The sequence below is a fragment of the Roseospira goensis genome (assembly GCF_014197795.1).
Lineage (GTDB): Bacteria > Pseudomonadota > Alphaproteobacteria > Rhodospirillales > Rhodospirillaceae > Rhodospira > Rhodospira goensis.
In genome coordinates this window covers 1-19,797 of record NZ_JACIGI010000004.1, presented here as the reverse complement: position 1 = coordinate 19,797, position 19,797 = coordinate 1, and the positions used below count along the sequence as shown (strand labels likewise).

The following is a 19,797-nucleotide window of genomic DNA, read 5'->3' as shown; positions in this document are numbered from 1 at the left end:
GCGGTCGCATACCTCGGTCGCGCTGCGGCGCGGGCGTCAGGATTGGAAACAGGGTCAGTGAACCGCCGTTGGATCGTCCTGGGGATCGTCCAAGGAACCGCCCAGGGTCTGGCGCAGGCTGGTCTGGCCACTTCCCGGCGCCAGCGGTTGCGGTTGATCGGGGGCGGGCGCCCAGGCGGTCAGCGTGATGACCTCGAAGGTCGCGGCGACGCGTCCGTCCGGCCCGGCGTGGCGCTCCTGGTACATGTGGGCGGCGCGCAGGATGAGGTCACGCCGCGTCGGGGTCCGGCGCCGGGCCAACACGGCGTTGCTCTCGCCCATCCCGCGCAGATCCTGAAACAGCTTGAACGGATGCTCGTAGTGCACCGTAATCACGTCTGAATCCGCCGTCGGCAACGCGAACCCGGCGCGCGCCAGCAGGTTGCCGGCGTCGCGCACGTCGGCCAGCGGCGAGGTGCGCGGAGACAGGCCCCCGGTGATCTCCTGCTCGGCGTCGGCCAGGCAGGTGCGCAGCTCGCGCAGTGTGGCGCCCCCCAGCAGGCAGCCCAGGAACAGGCCATCCGGCTTGAGGGCATGGCGAATCTGGATCAGCGCGCCGGGCAGGTCGTTGACCCAGTGCAAGGACAGATTGCTCAGGACGGCATCCAGGCTACCGCGCGCGAACGGCAGCGCCTCCTCGTCACAGGCCAGCCCCGGCCCCGCCCCACGAGCCGCGGCGCGGCGCGCCATCGCGGGGGCGAGGTCGGCCTGGATCAGGGTCCGGATACCACCCCGTCCGCCCAACGCCCGGCCCACCTCGCCGCCGTGGCAGCCCAGGTCGAGCGCCAGCGGGAAGGCGCGGGTCATGTCGTCCAGGCGGTCCACCAGTCGCGCGGCGGTTTCGCGCACCAGGAAGTCGAAGCCGTCCCAGCCGCCGGCGGCCCGCTCGCGGTGGTGGCGGACCAGGCGGCGGTCGAACACGGTCATGCTGTCGGGGCTGTCCATCATGCCGGGGAATATGGCGCGCGGGCGTGGCGTTGTGAAGGCAACGGCCCTCGCCCGCGCGCGGGTCGGGACGCATACTCATCCGAGGACCCTCTGTCCGGGACGTGCCATGACGGGATTCGCACACCGCCCGACGGCCGCGAGCCGGGTCGCGGCGCGGCTGCGGCCGGCCCTTGATCTCGTGCTGCCGCCGCGCTGCCTGCGTTGCGGGGCGCTGGTGGCGGCCACCGGGGCGCTGTGCGCCGACTGCTTCGCCGAGGCGACGTTCATCACCCCACCGCTGTGCGACCGCTGCGGCGTCCCGTTCGGGGGCGACTGGGGCGCGCCGGCGGCGGAGGAGGCCGCCGGTCTGCTGTGCGGTGCCTGCGCCCGGCGCCGCCCGGCCTGGCGCCGGGCGCGGGCGGCATTGGTCTATGACGACGGCGCGCGGCCGCTCATCCTGGCTTTCAAGCACGGGGACCGCACGGATGCGGTGCCGGCCCTGGCGGGCTGGATGGGCCGGGCGGCCGGGCCGTTGCTCGATACGGCCGATCTGATCGTGCCGGTCCCTCTGTATCGCTGGCGCCTCTGGCGGCGCCGGTTCAACCAGTCGGCCCTCCTGGCCGGCGCGCTGGCGCGCCTGAGCGGGCGCGCCTGGGCACCCACGGGCCTGATCCGGTGGCGCGCGACCCCGTCGCAGGGCGGACTCGGGCACGCGGGCCGGGCCGCCAACGTGCGCGGTGCGTTTCGCGTCTCCCGGCCGGAACGCATTGCCGGGCGGCGGGTCCTGTTGGTGGACGACGTGCTGACGACCGGGGCGACGGCCGCCGAATGCTGTCGGGTCCTCGATCGCGCCGGCGCCGACTCGGTCGACGTGCTGACCCTGGCCCGGGTCATCCGGGACGAGTGCGGGTAGCCCCCGGACGCCCACAACCGCCCGCGTCATGCGATTTTTGCATCGCAGCAACGAATTTCCTTGCATGGAACGCATGGCTGGGGTGTCATCGCGTCGACCGCGCAAGTGGGTCAGGGAGGACCGTCCGGCGGCGCCACCACACAAACACAACCGCGCCGCAGATCGAGCCGCCGCGAGGACATCCTCGCGGCGGCTGTTCGTTGTGGGGGCGGATACGTGCCCCAGGGTCGGGCCGGAACACCGGCCGCCGTCACGACCGCGCGGGGTCGACCCCGAGGCCGGCGAGGGTCTCGCGCAACAGGGCGCCCTCCGCCGCGTCCAACGGGCACAACGGCGGACGTGGCCGGCGCCAGGTCTCGTCTTGCAGGGCGTCGGCGAGAATCGCCTTGAGGGTCGGGATCAGGGGGCGCCCGTTGAACACGGCCCGAACCTGGGTGGCCCGCGCCTGGGTCTCGGTGGCGTCGGCCGCCTGCCAGCCGGCGATGACCGCGGCGATGCCGGCCGGGTTGACGTTCGCCGTAGCCGAGATGCACCCGGGCGCGCCCAGTCTCAGGGCCTCAAGGAGGCGGGCCTCCGAGCCCGGGAAGACACCGAATCCGGGGAACCGCTCCAGCAGCGCCCGGGTGTTGTCCCAGTCCCCGGAGCTGTCCTTGAGGCCGGCGACGGTCTCCGGGTGGGCCGCAATCAGGCGTCCCACCAGGTCGAGGGACAGCGGCGCCTGGCTGAGCTGGGGGAAGTGGTACAGGTAGACACGCAGCCGGCGGTCGCCGACCGCCTGGATCACGGCGTCGAAGCTCGCGAACAGGCCATCATCGGACACCCCTTTGTAGTAGAACGGCGGCAGCATCAGGACCCCCCGGCAGCCGGCCTCGACGGCGGCCCGGGTCAGGCGCACGGTCTCGGGCAGGGCGCAGGTGCCGGTGCCCGGCAGCAACCGATCCGGGGCGATGCCGCCCTCGTCGATCAGCCGGGCCAGCAGGTCCAGCTTTTCGTCAACCCCCAGGCTGTTGGCTTCGGAGGTTGTTCCGAACACCGCCAGGCCATCGGCGCCGTGCGCCAGGAGCCAGCGGCAATGGTCGAGGAAGCGCGGCACGTCGACGGACAGGTCGGCCCGGAACGGGGTCAGGACCGGGACGAACAGACCGTGCGCCGGGGCGGGCGCCGGGGTGGGCGCCGGGGCGGGAGCAGGAGTCGGAGTCATCGAAACCTCATGGCGGCGAAAGACCGGAGGCGGTGCACGATAGACGGCCCCGCCGGCCTGTCCAGCGGTCCGGGCGGAGGTGGTCCATATGGTTGCGGGCGGCCCAGCCGCCGCCCATCTGCTGAGGGGAATACTGCGTCGCGGCCCAATGGAAGAGCCCGCCCATGACCCTGTTCCCCCTCTCGCCCCTCTCGCCCGCGCGACTCCGCGGGGTGCGCCTCGCGGGGGTCTCGGTTGCCATCCTGCTGGGCGGGGCCGTGGCGGCCTGCGCTCCGGATCCCCCGTACGCGCATCTGCCCGAACCGGGCCAGGGGAGGGCGGTGGGCGAGGGCGCGGCTGGGCGCGCGGTGGTGCGCGACGCGACCGAGGCGACAACCGACCTGGGCGCCGGGCCGGACTCCGGCGGCGAAGCCGCGCCGGCGTCGGGCGCCTGTGGCCGGCTGTTGGCGTTGCAGGACTACCAGGCGCGCCTGCGCGACCTGATCGCAGCGATCGAGGCCGACGGCGTGACCGACGCCGAGCGCACCGACCTGATGCGGGCCTACAGCCGCCTGCACGAGGCCGAGGCCGAAGCCGCCGCGGCCGCCCGTGACGTGGCGGGGGCGCGTTACCGGCTAGAGGCACTGACCGGCGGCAGCCTGAAGGCGCATGAGATGCCGGCGTGTCGGTAGCGCGCCGGGAATGGGGCACCGATCAGATCAGGAACAGGCTGTCCAGGGCGCGAAACAGGTCGTCCCCGAAGCTCGCCCCCTTCTTGATGATCGGCACGCGTTTAGGCAGCAGGCTCAGAAGGTCGCTGTCGGGATCGAGGCTGGTGATGAGGGCCGCCGGCACGTTGCGGGTCTGGGGCATCGCCGTCAGCCCGATCACCAGGTCGATGCCGCTCAGCCCCGGCATGACCGCCGAGACGATCACCATGTCGGGATTGGTGCGCACGATGAGCGGCAGCGCCTCGAACGTCGAGCCAATCTGAGCCGTGCGGTACCCGCACTGCTGCAACTCGCGCTCGACGTAGTGGGTCTGGGCGCCGGGCTCCATGACCAGCATCACCTCGATGTCCCGGACCTCGATCTCCGCCGGGGCGAACCCGCGCTTGGCGGGCAGGCGCCGCACCAGAGGACCCTGGTCGGTGTCGGGGGCGATGCGGCCCTCGCTGACCCCCACGATGACCTCCAGGAACCGCTCCAGGTCACCCAGGATGAGGGACGGGGCGACGTTCCGGGTTTCCGACAGGTAGTCGCCCAGGCGCAGGCCCAGCGCCGTCAACGGGCTGAGGCCCAGCGTCTCGCCCTGGCCCCGGAGGGCCAGGCCAAGCCGCTGGCCGAGGCGGATCGCGGCCGCCAGGGCCTCCGGATCGCGCCGGGCGGTGTCCAGGGCGAGGGTGAGATCACGGGCGAAGTCGGCAATCTCGTCGAGGAATTCCTGGCGCATTTCGGCCAGCACGACCTCGGCGCCGCTTCCGTTCTGACGGGCAGCACCCATGCCAACGGCTCCTTCCAGTCCGGCAGGGACAGATAATGGCGCGAGGAGACCCGCGGGGTTCGCTAGGGCCGGTCCGGGTCCGTCGGCACGATTGCCTCGGCCGTACTACCCAGCCTGTCGAGCAGGTGCGGGTCGGCCACAACCGCCGCGGCGATGGCCTGGGCGTCCGTGTTGTTCTCTACGTACGGCTTGTAGCGCATGTCCTCGCCCAGGATGTGGTTCATCAGCCACCCCTTCAGGAACGACAGCAACTCGCGGGCGTCGACCGCCGCCGGATCCGCCTGATAGCGATCCAGCCACGTGCGGATCTGCTCCTTCAAGGTGGCATGACGCGCGGCATGCTCCGCGGCCCCTGGAAAATTCGCGGCGCGGAGCAGAGTCTCCTCACGGTCGAAATGGAAGGCCGTATAATCCCATAGATTGTTAAGGACGCTGCCGACCACCCACTCGCTGTCCGGCGCGCGGAAGGCCTGCGGCAGCGCATTGACCAGATTGACCAGGATGCGGTGATCGCGGTCCATCGCTTCGGCCCCGACGGTCCAGGTCTCGCTCCAGGTCAGCGGTTCGCTCGCCTCGTCGTCGATGTCCGCCCGGGGTTCCGCATCGCCGACCGGCGCTCTGCCGTCGTCTGTGCTCAGGTCCTGGTCCGGCACCAGGGCCAGCTCCGTGTCCTCGGCCTCCGCCGCCTCCGGTCCGGGATCGAGCGCCACCGTATTGGCGTCGACCGCCTCGTCCGCCTCGAACCCGAGAGCCGGCTCGGGCGGGGCCTCTTCGAACACGAGTTCGTCGCCGTCCAGCGTCTCCAGCATCGACGAGGCGCCCGCGGCCACCTGCGGCGGTCCCTCGTCCTCTCCGACGATCGCACCGGCGAGGTCGGTCTCCTCGGGGGTCGGCCCCGCATCCGGAGGCCGCGTCGGATTGGCGTTGCCGCCGGTTCCGAAGGCATCCGAGACCAGGGATTCGGAGCGGCCGATGGTGTCGGCCAGGGCCGTATCGTCGAGCGCCAGGGCGTCGGCGTTGTCCTGCACGCGCGCCGTGAGGGCGCGCAGGGCCGTGACCAGCGAGTCGTTCACCTCCTCCAGAACGCGGATCTGCGCGTCCCGCTCCCGCAGATCCTGTTGCAGGGCCTGATAGCGCTTCTCGACCACGACGAAAAGCGACGCCAGCTTCTGCAACTGATCGGCTCGCCTGCCCTGCTGATCGCCGAGGGTCGATACGGCGGCTTCTGCCGCTGCGATCGCACCGTTGGCGACATCTCTGTATTCGCGTTCGCCCATTGTCTCGCGACCCCCTGCCCGCGCTCCCGTTCTGGCGTCCGGTACAGTAGCATGGCGATTCTGCGGGCTCAAAGTAGACAGAGGTCACACGACTGACACCCCGAAAGCACGATGAAGTCACTGCTTGCGTCCTATGATCGGCGCGTCGACGTGCAGGTGGTTCTTCCGGCGCCCGGCCCGATGCCGGTTCTCGACCGTTTGTGGGAGGTCGGGGTGTCGGTGGCGCCCGTCTTGGTTCCGCAGGGCGGAGCGGGCGTGGCACCGGGGGCTGTCGAGACCGGTCCGGCGGCCTTTGCCCGCCGCGTGGCGGCGCGACTCGCGCGGCTGCCGCCGGCCGCGAGCCTGATCCTGATCGGGCCGCCGTGGTGGTTCGGCATCGCTGCCCAGGCCCGCTGCGCGGTGGCGGACTCCGACCCGCCGCTTTGCATCCTGTTGCCGACCCCGGAGTCGGCCCCGGACCCGTCGCGCCGGACCGTGCTGCTGCGGGCCTGGCTGGGTGCGCGGACGCAGGAGGCCGCGGACTGGAGCGGCCCGGTGCGCCCGGTCACGGACGTGGACCTGCCGCCAGAGGCGGGCGCCGACCCGCGGGGCTGGCTGGCGTCGCGGTGCCGTTCGGCGCGGACCGGGGTGGGCGCGGCGGCGCGGGTGTCGATCGGCGTGGTGCTGGTGCATCGGGACCGGCCTCGGTGGGCGGCGCAGGCGCTTGCGTCGCTGGCGCGCCAGACCCGCCCGCCCGACGATCTGGTGGTCGTCGACGCCGCCAGCGCCGACCCGGCCGCCCGCGCAGCCGTGCGGCGGGCGGTGGCGGGCTTCGGGGTGGCGCCGGCCCGGGTGCTCGAATGCGCGCAAGCCAGCCTCGGCGCGGCCAGGACCGCGGGGGCCGCCGCGCTGACGACGGACTGGGTCCTGTTCATGGACGACGACAACCTCGCACCGGATGACGCGCTCGCCACCTTCGCCGGCGCGGCCGCCACCGGGGCCGCCGCCATCTGGACCTGCTGGGCGGCGCTGTTCTCGGGCGAGCCGCCGTCGCCCGGGACCGATCCGGCCACGGCCCCGCTGTACATGCCCCTCGGCCCGGTGCCGGGGCTGTTGGCAGAGGGCAACGATCTGGGCGACGCCAACCTGCTGATCCGCCGCGACGCGTACATGCGGCTCGGCGGCTTCGATCCCGATCCGGCCGTCGGGGCCGAGGACTGGGATCTGCTGGTGCGGGCCTGGCTTAGCGGCGTGCCGCAGCGGGTGATCCCGCGGCCGCTGGTGTGGAAGCGGCAATCGCCCGACTCGATGTCGGCCACCATGGACCGGGCGCGGGCGCACCAGCGGGTGCGCGACCGCCTGCGCGCCGCGGGTCTGCCACTGTAACGCCCGGCGGTGTGGGCTGTGCGCCGCCGTCGCGCCGGGATAGGATGCGGCACGGGACACCCCGCACCCAAAGAGGATCCGTGTCGCAGGAAACAGGCGCCCGCATCTGTCTGGTCACCACCGAGATCCTGGGCGTGACCCGGACCGGGGGCATTGCCACGATGCTGTCGGCGCTGGCCGACCTGCTGGTCGCGGAGGGCCATGCGGTCACGGTCCTGTGCGTGAACGGCCCCAGGGCCATGGATGGGACCTTCGCCGACTGGGTGGCGCACTACCGCCGGCGGGGTGTGACCCTGGCAGCCCTGCCGGCCCCGGGCACGGATCCGCTTGCTCCGGTCATGGCCGGGGTCTGGGTGCGGGGCACGCTGGCCCGGCGCTGGGCGGTGCTGGCATGGCTGGCGGCGCGCCGCTTCGATCTGGTGCACTTCAACGACTGGGGCGGCGATGCCCTGTTGTGCGGCCGGGCGCGCCGCCAGGGACTGGCGCTCGGGACGACGCGGCTGGTGCTGGGGCTGCACGGCGCCTCGGACTGGACCCTGATCGGTAACGACACCCCGCTCGACGACCTCACCCGGCTGATCCAGATCGAGATGGAGCGGGCCGCGCCGTCGCTCATGGACGCGGTGTGGGCGCCCGGGCCGTTCATGCCCGGGTGGCTGGCGCGACGGGGGGCACCGGTGCCCGGCGTGCGCATCCTGCCGCAGCTCGTACCCGATCCCGGACCACGACGCCCGTCGCGGCCCGCAACGCCGGTCACCGAACTGGTCCTGTTCGGACGCCTGGAGGATCGCAAGGGACTGCCGGTCCTGTTCGACGCGCTCGACCGGCTGACCACGGCTCCGGGGCCGCACCCGACCCGAGTCACGTTCCTGGGCCGGGCGGCAACCGTCCACGGCGAGCCGGCCGGGCGCGTCATCGCCCGGCGGGCGGCCGCCTGGCCCTGGCCGGTCTCGGTGCTCGATACGCTGGACCGGGACGCGGCGCTGACCCGGCTCCAGGCGCCGGGCTGCCTCGCGCTGGTCCTGGCGCCGATGGAGAACAGCCCGCTCACCCTGCACGAGTGCCTCGCCCTGGGGGTACCGGTGCTGGCCAGCGCGACCGGCGGCATACCGGACCTGATCGCGCCGGAGGACCGCGACCGGGTCCTGGTTCCTTATGCGGCGCCCGCGCTGGCGGCGCGCCTGTCCGCCGTGCTCGGCACCCCCTTCGCGCCAGCCCGGCCGGCCGCCGAGGCGGCGGCGGCGGCAGCGGCGTGGCGGGCCTGGCATCGGGCACTGCTCGCGCGGCCGGCGGCGCTGCACGGCCCCCAGACACACGCGCCCGCGCTGTTCCCCGTGCAGGCGCCGGCGAACCGCGCCTGCGCGGCCTGGGCGGCGGCGCTGGCGCGGGTGGAGGACACGGAGGGCCCGGTGTGCCTGTTGACGGATGCCGACCACCTGGACCCCGACGCCCTGCCGACGGTGGCCGCTATCCTGGTGCGCACCGGTGCCGACCTGCTGGCCCCTGGCTGGCACGAGGGCACGCCGCCGCGCCTGCGGCTGTGCCTGGATTCGGTGCCGGCCAGCGCCTGCGCCGTCAACCTGGTCGCGGGACCCGGCCTGGTGCTGGGACCGCGCGCGCGGCGGGTGGCCGTGCGCGACTGGGACCCGGACAGCGGCCTGTGGGGGCTGGTGGCCCTCTGTGTGGCGGCCGGCCTGCGGCACGAGGCCGCGCCGGTGAGCGTGCTGACGCGGGCGCCGGTATGGCGGGATCCGAGCGCCGCCCTGGCGCGGGCGCCGCGCCTGTGGGCGGGGCCGGCGGCGGCACGGGACGCCGATCTGCTGGCCGCGACCCTGGCCGGCACCCTCGCCCAGACGGACCCTGCCTCGAACGCGCAGCGCGGCGACGCCGGAACCGCCGATCCCTGGCGGCCTGCCGCCCGGCGCGACCGGCGGCGGGCGCGGGCGCTATGGCGGTCCTGGCCCTGGCGGATGACCCGGCCGCTGCGCAACCGGCGCCGCCGTCGGCACGGACTGGCGCCGGAGCCGGCGGAGCCGCCGCCGCTGACGGCGCCCGGCACGGCCAGCGCGGTGCTGTGGGAGATTCTGGTCTCGCGGTCCTGGGCGTTGACGGCGGCACCGCGCGCCGTCGCGAGCCTGCTGCGGCGCCTGCGAGGATCGCTGCGACACGCCGCGGGTTGCATTCGCTCCGGCCGCATGGATAGTTGACCCGAGACCCGTACGGAAGTGGTCCGACCGGAGAAGAAGGGCAGGGCCGATGACCGATCGACGCCGGGATGTCCAGGACCTGCGGACGGTCCTGGTCGTGGAGGACGACGAGGCGGTCCGGAGCCTCGTGGCGGCGGCGCTGGGCGATATCGGCGGACTGGACGTGAGGAGCTGCGGCAGCGCCACCGAGGCCCTGGCCGTGGTGTCCGATGTGGCGCCGGATCTGTTCCTGCTCGACGTCCAGTTGCCCGACATGGATGGCGCGGCCTTGGCGGGGGCCCTGCGGACGCGGCCCGGTCTGGCGGGCACGCCGACGGTGCTCCTGACCGGACGCCCCGATCTGGCCGAGCGGATGCGGCACGACGACGCGGCCATCATCGGGGTGTTGGGCAAACCCTTCGATGTCTTCGCCCTGGCCGATGCCCTGCGGGCGGTCTGGACCGCGTGGCGGGACTCCAGGGCATGACCGATCCGGCGGGGCATGGGGGCCATAGCGGGCCCGTGCGGCGCAGCGTCACCCTGTTCGTGGATCAGGCGCGCGGACAGGTGGCGGCGCTGGAGCGCGCGGTGGCCGACGCCGGCCCGGGGGATGCCGACGCGGCCTTGGGAGCCGCGCGAGGTCTGGCCCACACGCTGGCCGGGGCGGCCGGGTCGATGGGCTTTCCGGATCTGGGGCGCCTGGCCGCGGCCTTGGAGATCCTTTTGGAGGGGGCGTCGACCCACGGCCCGTCCCGCCGGGTGTGGGCGCAGATCCGCGTCCTGGCACACCGGGTGGTCGGTCGGGTCGAGGCGCTGTCTGTCGACGATTCAAGCTTGGTGACCGGCCCCGGTCCCGCACCGCCACCGGCCCCGCTGGCGCCGGGTCTCCCGGGGGCGCGCGTCCTTGTCGCCTGGGGTGGAACCGGCACCGTCGAGGCCGGGTCGTCGGTGGCCGAACGCCTGGCGCTGTACGGCTGGAAGGTGCGCTTGGTCGCGGATACGACCACCGCCGACGAGGGGTTGACCGCGCAAACCGGCGTGAAGCCCGACCTGGTTGTCGTGGATCTGGATGCCCTGCCGGAGGGTGTGGCGACGCTAACGCGGCTGACGGGTCCGGACGGACCGTGGTCCGGCGTCCCCTGGTGCGGTGCCGCCGCGCAGCCCTCCGCCGCCTTGCGGATGCGGGTGGTGGCGGCCGGGGCTGCCGGCCTGCTGTCCGTGCCACTCACCGCCGACGCCGTGGTCGATCGGCATGCCGATCTGCGGGAGGGTGGGCATGAGGAGGCGGTCCGCGTGCTGGTCCTGGAAGGCGAGCCCACCCTGGCCAACCTGTGGCGGTGGATCCTGGAAGGCGCGGGCGCCCTGGTCGACGTCGTCGACGGACCCGACGCGGTGCCGTTCGGCGGCAGCGATGATCCGGACGAGGGGATCTGGGATGCCGTCCTGCTGGCGGCGCCCGACGCGTCGGACGGGGCTGCGACTCTCGCGATGGCCCTGCGGCGGGATCCGGGCCTGGCGGCGGTCGGCTTGGTCCTGCTGGTGCCGTCACCGGATCTGGGGCCGGTGGCGTCGACGCTGGCCCGCGGCGGCGATGCCGTGATGACCGCACCGGTGGAGCCCGACCTGCTGGCCGCCACCGTCCTGGGGCAGGCCGCGCGCGCCCAGGCCGCGCGTCGGCGGGCGGGGCGCGAGGGCGGCGGGCCGGTGCTGCTGCGGGGAACACTGGAGCGGCGGCTGGCGTATCGGATGGGGCGGGCGCGGGCGCTCGACATGCCCCTGAGCGTGGGCTGGCTCGGACCGGGCGACACCGAGGCCGGCGGCGCTGTGGAGGACTGGGCCGCCGCCGACCGTGGCCTCGCCCGTCTCCTGCGCGAACGGGTGCGCCCCAACGATCTGCTCGGACGCGGACCGGGCGACGGGCTGGTGGTCGGGCTGCCCGCGGTGACGGACGCCGACGCGGCGACGCTGCTGGCGACGGTGCGTGACGCGTTCGCCGGACTGGTCCCCGACACGCCGCTGGCGGTGGGGTGGGCTGGCCTGACCGACCCCGACGCGCCGGCCGACGAGACAGCGGCCGGCCTGATCGCCCGGGCGCGCTTCAGGGCGCGGGCGTGAGGCCCTCCGCCGGCCACAGCCACGCGGCGCCGCGCACGCCGCTGGAATCGCCATGGACCGGCGGGCGTAGGGCGGTCGCCACGGTGTCCGAGAACACGAACCGGGGCCACAGTTCGGGTACGCGCGCATAGAGGCGGCCGATGTTGGACAGGCCGCCCCCCAGGACCACGACCGCCGGGTCGAGGATGTTCAGCACGGTCGCCGTGGCCCGCGCCAGACGCTCGGCATAGCGGTCCAGGCTGGCGCGGGCGGCGGGATCCCCGGTGTCGGCGCGCGCCGCCAGGATCTCGGCGGTCAGGCTCTGGCCGGTCGTCCGGGCATGGTCCGCGGCCAGGCCGGGGCCGCTCAGGAAGGTCTCGATGCAGCCGGCGAGACCGCAGTAGCAGGGTGGGCCGGGCCGTTCATCGTCGGTGGGCCAGGGCAGGGGGTTGTGGCCCCATTCGCCACCGATGGCGTTCGGACCCGACACGATACGGCCGTCGACGACGAGGCCGCTGCCCACCCCGGTACCGAGGATGATGCCGAACACCGATCGCGCCCCGGCCCCGGCCCCGTCGGTGGCCTCCGACAGCGCGAAGCAGTCGGCGTCGTTGGCGATCCGCACCGGCCGGCCCAGCACGTCGTGCAGGTCATGATCCAGCGGCCGGCCGATCAGCCACGTGGAGTTGGCGTTCTTCACCAGGCCCGTCGCGGGCGACAGTGTGCCCGGGATGCCCACGCCGACCGAGCCGCGGCCGCCGGCCTGCTGCTCCAGGGCGGCGACCAGATCGCGGATGGCGGCGAGGGTTCCCGGGTAGTCGCCGCGCGGGGAGGGCACACGCCGGCGGGCGCGGGGGGCGCCCCCGGCGTCGAGGGCGATGCCTTCGATCTTGGTGCCGCCCAGGTCGACGCCAAGGCGCAGGGGGTGGGCGGAGGCTGGCGCGCGGCTGTGGCTCATGGGCGGCAGCCTACCCGGGCCTGGGCGGGGCCGCCACCGCGATCGTCCATCGCCGCTGCCCGGCCGCCGGTCCCCGGCGCGGGCCGGCTTGCGCCGGGCCGGAAAGCGCGCTACCACCCCCGCCATGAGCACGTCCTTCGCCGCCGGTTCCGCCGGTCCTGCCCAGACCGGCGCCAACGGTCTGCGCTTTCCCCACACCACGCCGCCCGAGCCCGGGACGGTGATCCCCGTCGCGCCCGGCGTCCTGTGGGTGCGGATGCCGCTGCCGTTCGCGCTCGATCACATCAATCTGTGGGTCCTGGAGGACGGCGACGGCTGGACCCTCGTCGACACCGGCATCGCGACCAGCGAAACACAGATGCTGTGGGACGCGCTGCTCGCCGGAGCGCTGGCCGACCGTCCGGTGCGCCGGCTAATCTGCACGCATTTCCACCCCGACCACATGGGGCTCTCCGGTTGGCTGACCGACCGCCTGGACGCGCCGCTGTGGGCGCCGCTGGCCGAATGGGCCTTCGGCCGCCAGCTGGCCGCGATGGCGGATGGCGAGTTCGCGGCGCTGGCGCGTCGGTTCTACGAGCGCGCCGGATGCGGCCCGGAGATGCTGGCTCGGGTCGACCAGCGCGGCAATCCGTACCGGGCGCGTGTCGTCCCCCATCCGCCGGCGGTGCGCCGCATCATGGCGGGACAGGACATTCGCATCGGGGCGCACGACTGGCGCGTGGTCATCGGTCACGGCCATTCCCCGGAGCATGCCGGGTTGTGGTGTCCGCACCTGCGCGTGCTGATTTCCGGCGACCAGGTGCTGCCGCGGATCAGTCCGAACGTCAGTGTGTGGCCGACGGAGCCGGACGAGGATCCGCTGTCGCTGTTCCTGGCCAGCCTGCATCACTGGCGGGCGACCGTGGACGACGACGTGCTGGTGCTGCCGTCGCACGGTCTGCCGTTCCGGGGTCTGCACGCCCGTCTCGGGGTCCTGCTGCACCATCACGACGGCCGCCTGGACGAGACGGCGGCGCTGTGCCAGGCGCAGCCGCGCAGCGCGATGGATCTCGTTCCGGCCTTGTTCCGGCGTGAGCTGGACGATCATCAGCGCTTTTTCGCGATCGGCGAGACCCTCGCCCACCTGCACCATCTGGAGCGCGTGGGGCGCCTACAGCGCGTCGTCGGCGGCGATGGCGCGGAACGGTTCTCGGCCGTGTGAGCGGTCGCCGCTGCGGGCCGTTGGCCCGGCGCGGTAAGCCGGGTATTGTCCTGCGGGGAGCGGAGCACCCTCTGGGGAGATAGGGCGACGAGATGCAGGACGGTGAGGCGACGGGGCGGACCTTCCGCCTGATTACCCGCCCCGATTTCGACGGGATCGTGTCGGCGGTACTGCTGCGCGAACGGGATCTGATCGACGATATCGTGTTCGTGAAGCCGAACGACATGCAGGCCGGACGGGTGCCGGTCAGCGACCGCGACATCACCTCCAATCTGCCCTACGTGGACGGGGTGCATCTGGCGTTCGACCATCATGCCTCCGAGATCACGCGCGTGGGACCGCGCCCGAACCTCGTGATCGACGGCGCGGCGCCCTCGGCGGCCCGCGTCATCTACGATCACTACGGCGGCGCGACGGGGTTCCCGGACATCAACCCGGAGATGATGGCGGCGGTCGATCAGGCCGATTCGGCGGACTACAGCGAGATGGACATCCTGGCGCCCGATCGCTGGACCATGCTGAACTTCATCGTTGATCCGCGGACCGGCCTGAGCCGCTTCCGCGACTTCGCGATCTCGAACGAGCAGTTGATGCGCGACCTGAGCATCTATTGCCGGCGCCATCCGATCGAGGAGATCATGCGCATCCCAGACGTCGAGGAGCGCGTCCATCTCTACCTGGAACACAAGGAGCGGGCCGAGCATCAGACGCGCCGCCACGCCCGGCGCGACGGGCCGCTGGTCGTCGTGGACTTCCGGGCCGAGCCAACGCTGTATGCCAGCAACCGGTTCATGGTCTACGCCCTGTTTCCGGATGCCACGGTCTCGATGTACCTGATGCCGGGCTCGCATCCCGGTCTGACGGAGATCGCGCTCGGCCGCTCGATCCTCAATCGCGCTTCGCGCGCCGATCTTGGGCATCTGCTGCTGGAGTACGGAGGCGGTGGCCATGCGACGGCCGGCACCTGCCAAGTGCCCGATGCCGCGGTCGACGAGACCGTGGCGGCGCTGAGCGCCCGCATCAAGGCGGATTAAGCCTGACGGCGCCCGCCGCGTCGCCCGATGGCGCGGCGTCCGTGCGCACAACGAACCCTTCCCGGAACCCAAGGACCAGAGTCGGAGTATTCGATGACCAACGTGGCCGTGGTCGGCGCCCAGTGGGGAGACGAAGGCAAAGGCAAGGTGGTGGATTGGCTCTCGGAACGGGCCGATGTCGTGGTGCGGTTCCAGGGCGGGCACAACGCCGGACACACTTTGGTTGTCGACAATGCGGTCTACAAGCTCAGCCTGCTGCCGTCCGGCGTGGTCCGGGGCAAGCTGTCGGTGATCGGAAACGGCGTCGTCATCGACCCCTGGGCGCTGTTCGACGAGGTGGAGCGCCTCAAGGGGCAGGGGATCGAGATCGGTCCGGACGTGCTGCGCATCGCCGACAACGCCTGTCTGATCCTGCCGATCCACGGCGAACTGGACCGGGCGCGCGAGGAAGCGGCCGGCGGCGGCCGCATCGGCACCACGGGGCGGGGCATCGGTCCGGCCTACGAGGACAAGGTGGCGCGCCGGGCCGTGCGGGTCTGCGACCTGGCGGAGCCGGACACCCTGCGCTTCAAGCTGGAGCGGCTGCTCACTCACCATAATGCCCTGCGCAAGGGGCTGGGCGCTAAGCCGCTGGACGGGGATGCGCTGCTTGAGGATCTGCTGGCGCTGGCCCCGCGGTTCGCGCCCTACGTGGCCCCCGTGTGGCGGGTGCTGGACGAGGCCCGCCGGGCCGGCAAGCGTATCCTGTTCGAGGGCGCCCAGGGCGCCATGCTCGATGTGGAGCACGGCACCTACCCGTTCGTGACCTCCTCCAACACCGTGTCGGGACAGGCCGCGGCGGGCTCCGGCATGGGGCCGGGCGCGGTGGCCTACGTGCTCGGGATCACCAAGGCCTATACCACCCGGGTGGGCAGCGGCCCGTTCCCCACAGAGTTGCACGACGAGACCGGCCAGCGCCTGGGCGAGCGCGGCAACGAGTTCGGCACGGTCACCGGCCGCCGGCGCCGCTGCGGCTGGTTCGACGCCGTGATGGTGCGCCAGGCGCTGAAGGTCGGCGGCGTGGACGGCATCGTGCTGACCAAGCTCGACGTGCTCGATCAGATGGAGGAACTCAAGGTCTGTGTCGGCTACGATCTGGACGGCGAGCGCCTCGACCATTTCCCCGCCGGCATGGCGGCGCAGGCGCGCGTCCAGCCCGTCTACGAGACCCTGCAGGGCTGGTCCGAGAGTACGCGCGGCGCCCGCACCTGGGCCGACCTGCCGGCGACGGCGGTCAAGTACATCCGACGCATCGAGGAGCTGATCGAGGCCCCGGTGGCGATCCTCTCGACCGGCCCGGATCGCGAGGAGACGATTCTCGTTCACGATCCCTTCGCGGATTGACGGCGCGGGGCGACTATCGACTTTGGGTAGATTGTCGACCGGGGGCGCTGGCCTTATGGTAACGCGGTCCCGGTGTGCCGGCGGCGCGTGATCCATCGGGCCGGGAGGGCCGCGGACGGGCGTTGCGGACGGGCGTTGACGGGCAAGTCCAACGGGGGGCGATCCACTCTCGGAGAGGAACGGCGGTCCCATGGCGCGCGAACGCCAGACCAGAGCAGCAGACGCAGGCGGCGCCGCCGCCACCGCTGCGCCGGCGGCTCCGGCGGGCAGCGGCCCCGCGGTGACGCTGCGGGACCGCTTCGCGATCTTTCCGCAGAACCGGCTGCCGGACCTCGACACCCCCAACGCCACCGCCTTCGTCGCGGAGGACAAGCGTCAGCGCGGCCGTTCCATGTTCGCCCTGATCGTGACCGGGGGCTTGCCGCCACGCATCCAGGTCATGAAGCACCTGAAGGGCCTGCGGTCGCCGGGCCTGATGGCGCTGGTCGAGTGGGGGCCGGTCGACTGGACGCCGGACGGGGCGGTGCGGCTCGCCCTGGTCTACGAGCAGCCGCTGGGCGGCCGGGTCATGACCCGCATGGCGGACACCATTGATCCGATCACGGATCAGCAGTTCGTCAAGACGATCCTGCGGCCACTCGCGGTGGCGCTGGGCGAGTTGAACAATCACGGTGTCACGCACCGCGCCATCCGCCCGACCAACCTGTTCTTCGCGGATGCCGCCGGCACGCGGATCGTCCTGGGCGACTGCGCCACCAGTCCGCCGGCCATCGACCAGCCGGTGGTGTCCGAGCCCATCGAATCCGGCATGTGCCTGCCGGAGGGGCGCGGCCCCGGCAGCCCGGCCGACGATTTCTACGCCCTCGGCGTCAGCACCGTGATGCTGTTGATCGGGCGCGATCCGGTGGCGGGCGTGGGCGACGCCGACCTGATCCGGCGCAAGCTGCACCACGGCACCTATGCCACGCTGGTCAGCGACCAGCGGGTGCCGCTCAACATGATCGAGGTTCTGCGGGGGCTTCTGGCCGACGACACGGATCAGCGCTGGGACTTCGAGCAGCTTGATCTCTGGTTCAACGGCCGCCGCATGTCGCCGGTGCAGGCACGGCCGATGCGGCGCGCACAGCGCGCGTTCGTGTTCCTGAACCAGGAGTTTCTCACACCCCGCAACCTGGCCCATGCCATGGCCACCCACTGGGACAAGGCGGCGCCGGTCGTCCTGGAGGGCAAGCTGGAGATCTGGTTGCGGCGGGGCCTGGAGGACAACCAGCTTGCCGATCAGGTCGCGATGGCGATCCGCAATGCCACCTTCGGCGGCGATCGCAGCCGGCGCGGCACCAACGACATGGCCCTCGCCAACGTCCTGATCGCACTCGATCCGCAGGCGCCGATCCGGTATCGGGAGTTCCGCGCCCATCTGGACGGCTTCGGCAGCGTGCTGTCGGCCTTCGTGGCGCGCGGACAGGACACCCGCCTGGTCACCGAAGTGATCCTCAAGGAGGTCCCCAAGATGTGGCTGGGGGCGCGGGATCACTTCTCGCCCGAGTACGTGCAGCTCGACGGCACCTTCAAGGAACTGCGCGACTTCCTGCTGGACGGCGCCAACCGCGGGGCCGGTCTGGAGCGCTGCCTGTACGAGATGAACGAGAGCCAGCACTGCCTGAGCCCGCTGTTCGCCAAGGACCTGGTGATGGACATCCGGGAGGTGCTGCCGGCGCTCGACCGCCTCGGCGCCCGGATGGACGCCAAGACCAACCCCCTGGACCGCCACGTCGTCGCCTTCATCGCCGCGCGGTTCCCGAAGGACATTGATCCGCAGCTCGCCGCGCTGAACGAATCCGACCCCAAGCGCTCCACCCTCGGCATGCTCAGCCTGCTGGCCGTGCTGCAATGGCGGCTGGGACCGGAGGCGGTGTACGGGCTATGCAGCTGGGTCGGCGGCCTGATGGCCCCGATCATCAACAGCTATCAGAGTCGGGAGCGCCGGCGCGGGCTGGAACGCGAAATTCCCAAGCTGGTGCGCAAGGGCAGCCTGCCGGAACTGTACAATTACGTCGACAACGCGGACGAGCGGAAGGCGGACTTCGACGACTTTCAGCGTGCGCGCGCGGAATGGGCCATGGCCCAGCAGCAGATCCGCAACCTGGAGACCGGCCAGGCCGGGGTCGACGAGAACGCGGAACGCACGGGACAGCGTGTGGCGGCGACCGGCTCGGTGGGCATCGCGATCGTGACCGTTGCGATCGTGCTGATGGGCTATATGTTCTGACGACGTTGCGACGGTGGGACCGGGCGCCCCACCGGAACGGGAAAGGGCTGGCATGGCGGCGAGGTCTGAGAGCGCGGGCATCGGGGTGGCAGCCAAGGTCGGCGGCGTCCTTCTGTTTGCGATCGGTCTGTTCCTGTTCCTGCCGACCGTGCTGCTGGTGACCGTCGCGATGCTACCGACCGCCGTGGCCCTGGTCGTCGACCGCTCCGCCAGCCGCACGGGCTGGCTGTGCGTGGGCGGGCTGAACTTTGCGGCCCTGGCCCCCAGTCTGTTCTCGCTGTGGTTCGAGACCCACACCCTGGAGCACGCCACGGCGATCATCGGCAACGTGTTCACGCTGATGATGATCTACGGGGCGGCCGCGTTCGGCTGGCTGCTGTACATGACGACACCGGAGATCATCGGCGCCTTCATGCAAATGACCTCGACACGCCGGATCACGACGCTCAAGAGCCACCAGAAGCGCCTGGTCGACGAATGGGGGCCGGAGGTGGCCCGCGAGGACGGCGAGTGACGCCCGGTCGGGCGCACGGTCGCAGGCGGCGGCGACGACAGGGGGCGACGAGAGGGTGGTATCGTCGCCGGTCGGGATGCTCTAGGCTCGGGCCATGTACATCGTGGCCGTCGCGAACAACAAAGGGGGGTGCGGCAAGACCACCGTCGCCACCCACATCGCCGCGCATTTCGCAGGGCGCGGGTTTCGCACGGGGCTGGCCGACCTCGACCGTCAGCAGAGCGCGCGCGCCTGGCTGGAGCGGCGCCCGGCGACGGCACCGCCGATCGCCGCCGTCGACCTCGATATCGAGGACGGGAAGCTGCCGAAGAAGCTGGACCGCCTGATCGTGGACTGCCCGGCTGCCATGACCAAGGACGCGGTCAAGGACGTGGTGCGCCGCGCCGACACGGTGATCGTGCCGGTGCTGCCGTCCGCCTTCGACGAGGACGGGACACGGCGCTTCCTGAAACAGCTCGGCCGGCTCAAGACCATCCGCCACAACCGACGCGATGTGGCCTTCGTCGCCAACCGGACCCGCGTCCGCACCCGGGCGACCGACCGTCTGGAGGCGTTCCTGGCCGACCTGGCGTTTCCCGTGGCCGCCCGGCTGCGCGATACCCAGCAGTACGCCAATGCCGTCGCGGAGGGGGTCACGCTGTTCGAGACCGGCGGCCCGCGTGCGCACAGCCACCGCGACGACTGGCGGCCCTTGTTCGACCTGCTGGAGCGGTGGGCGGATTAGGGCAGATCGCGCCAAAATGGAATCGCGCCGCGGTCCCATTTTGGCGCGTGACTCTGCTCTAAAATCAACAATGTAGAGCCGATTCATGTTCGAAATCGGACCGCATTTGCGGTTCCGATTTCGAACAATCGGCTCTAGCAGGCTGCGGAAAAAGGCTTCCGTTTGGGGCTGTGGGATGATTCGCTATGCCATCGGGTTTGGGAGGATGGCATGCGCGGCACGGATGATCG

General features: G+C 72.2%; 17 protein-coding genes. 12 read left to right on the top strand and 5 right to left on the bottom strand.

The features are described from left to right. Positions 1 to 54: 54 nt before the first annotated feature. Complete coding sequence (locus GGD88_RS03110) at positions 55 to 984, bottom strand: methyltransferase domain-containing protein (protein WP_246423542.1); 930 nt, start codon at positions 982 to 984, stop codon at positions 55 to 57. Positions 985 to 1,093: 109 nt separating this feature from the next. Between GGD88_RS03110 and GGD88_RS03105 the strand changes: the two genes are divergently transcribed. After that, positions 1,094 to 1,879, top strand: a complete 786-nt coding sequence (locus tag GGD88_RS03105; RefSeq protein ID WP_184431635.1) for a ComF family protein — start codon at positions 1,094 to 1,096, stop codon at positions 1,877 to 1,879. Between the two features lie 250 nt (positions 1,880 to 2,129). Here the strand turns inward: GGD88_RS03105 and GGD88_RS03100 are convergent, their stop codons facing one another. Further along, complete coding sequence (locus GGD88_RS03100; protein ID WP_184431633.1) at positions 2,130 to 3,080, bottom strand: dihydrodipicolinate synthase family protein; 951 nt, start codon at positions 3,078 to 3,080, stop codon at positions 2,130 to 2,132. A gap of 164 nt (positions 3,081 to 3,244) precedes the next feature. Between GGD88_RS03100 and GGD88_RS03095 the strand changes: the two genes are divergently transcribed. Further along, positions 3,245 to 3,751 (top strand): hypothetical protein, encoded by a 507-nt coding sequence (locus GGD88_RS03095; RefSeq protein ID WP_184431631.1) that lies wholly within the window; start codon positions 3,245 to 3,247, stop codon positions 3,749 to 3,751. A gap of 22 nt (positions 3,752 to 3,773) precedes the next feature. Here GGD88_RS03095 and GGD88_RS03090 read toward each other — a convergent pair whose 3' ends face one another. After that, entirely contained in the window at positions 3,774 to 4,562 is a 789-nt protein-coding gene (locus GGD88_RS03090) for a PleD family two-component system response regulator (RefSeq protein WP_184431629.1), read from the bottom strand. 62 nt (positions 4,563 to 4,624) lie between these two features. Further along, complete coding sequence (locus GGD88_RS03085) at positions 4,625 to 5,737, bottom strand: bacteriohemerythrin (protein ID WP_184431627.1); 1,113 nt, start codon at positions 5,735 to 5,737, stop codon at positions 4,625 to 4,627. A 213-nt stretch (positions 5,738 to 5,950) separates the two neighbouring features. Between GGD88_RS03085 and GGD88_RS03080 the strand changes: the two genes are divergently transcribed. The 4 genes from GGD88_RS03080 to GGD88_RS03065 all read left to right on the top strand — a co-directional run bounded on the left by GGD88_RS03080 (position 5,951) and on the right by GGD88_RS03065 (position 11,505). Beyond that, positions 5,951 to 7,204 (top strand): glycosyltransferase family 2 protein, encoded by a 1,254-nt coding sequence (locus GGD88_RS03080; RefSeq protein WP_184431625.1) that lies wholly within the window; start codon positions 5,951 to 5,953, stop codon positions 7,202 to 7,204. Between the two features lie 80 nt (positions 7,205 to 7,284). Beyond that, the gene (locus tag GGD88_RS03075; protein ID WP_184431623.1) at positions 7,285 to 9,411 is read left to right on the top strand and encodes a glycosyltransferase; all 2,127 of its coding nucleotides are present in this window, start codon (positions 7,285 to 7,287) and stop codon (positions 9,409 to 9,411) included. A 49-nt stretch (positions 9,412 to 9,460) separates the two neighbouring features. Next, on the top strand, positions 9,461 to 9,877 hold the full coding sequence (locus GGD88_RS03070) for a response regulator (RefSeq protein ID WP_184431621.1): 417 nt from the start codon (positions 9,461 to 9,463) through the stop codon (positions 9,875 to 9,877). After that, the gene (locus tag GGD88_RS03065) at positions 9,874 to 11,505 is read left to right on the top strand and encodes an Hpt domain-containing protein (RefSeq protein ID WP_184431620.1); all 1,632 of its coding nucleotides are present in this window, start codon (positions 9,874 to 9,876) and stop codon (positions 11,503 to 11,505) included. Before GGD88_RS03070 ends, GGD88_RS03065 begins: the two co-directional genes overlap by 4 nt. Here GGD88_RS03065 and GGD88_RS03060 read toward each other — a convergent pair. Beyond that, the gene (locus tag GGD88_RS03060) at positions 11,489 to 12,442 is read right to left on the bottom strand and encodes an ROK family protein (protein WP_184431618.1); all 954 of its coding nucleotides are present in this window, start codon (positions 12,440 to 12,442) and stop codon (positions 11,489 to 11,491) included. The two genes, GGD88_RS03065 and GGD88_RS03060, sit on opposite strands and share 17 nt — an antisense overlap. Positions 12,443 to 12,566: 124 nt before the next feature. On the opposite strand from GGD88_RS03060, the gene GGD88_RS03055 reads away from it, so the two are divergent. The 6 genes from GGD88_RS03055 (at position 12,567) to GGD88_RS03030 (ending at position 19,567) form a co-directional block, all read left to right on the top strand. Beyond that, complete coding sequence (locus tag GGD88_RS03055) at positions 12,567 to 13,643, top strand: MBL fold metallo-hydrolase (protein WP_184431616.1); 1,077 nt, start codon at positions 12,567 to 12,569, stop codon at positions 13,641 to 13,643. Positions 13,644 to 13,735: 92 nt separating this feature from the next. Further along, on the top strand, positions 13,736 to 14,677 hold the full coding sequence (locus GGD88_RS03050) for an exopolyphosphatase (RefSeq protein ID WP_184431614.1): 942 nt from the start codon (positions 13,736 to 13,738) through the stop codon (positions 14,675 to 14,677). Between the two features lie 93 nt (positions 14,678 to 14,770). Then, positions 14,771 to 16,060: an adenylosuccinate synthase gene (locus tag GGD88_RS03045; protein WP_184431612.1), complete on the top strand. Its 1,290-nt coding sequence runs from the start codon at positions 14,771 to 14,773 to the stop codon at positions 16,058 to 16,060. Between the two features lie 190 nt (positions 16,061 to 16,250). Next, complete coding sequence (locus GGD88_RS03040) at positions 16,251 to 18,329, top strand: protein kinase family protein (RefSeq protein ID WP_184431610.1); 2,079 nt, start codon at positions 16,251 to 16,253, stop codon at positions 18,327 to 18,329. A gap of 52 nt (positions 18,330 to 18,381) precedes the next feature. Beyond that, positions 18,382 to 18,843: a hypothetical protein gene (locus tag GGD88_RS03035; protein WP_184431608.1), complete on the top strand. Its 462-nt coding sequence runs from the start codon at positions 18,382 to 18,384 to the stop codon at positions 18,841 to 18,843. 94 nt (positions 18,844 to 18,937) lie between these two features. Beyond that, positions 18,938 to 19,567, top strand: a complete 630-nt coding sequence (locus tag GGD88_RS03030) for a ParA family protein (RefSeq protein ID WP_184431606.1) — start codon at positions 18,938 to 18,940, stop codon at positions 19,565 to 19,567. The last annotated feature ends 230 nt before the right edge of the window (positions 19,568 to 19,797 follow it).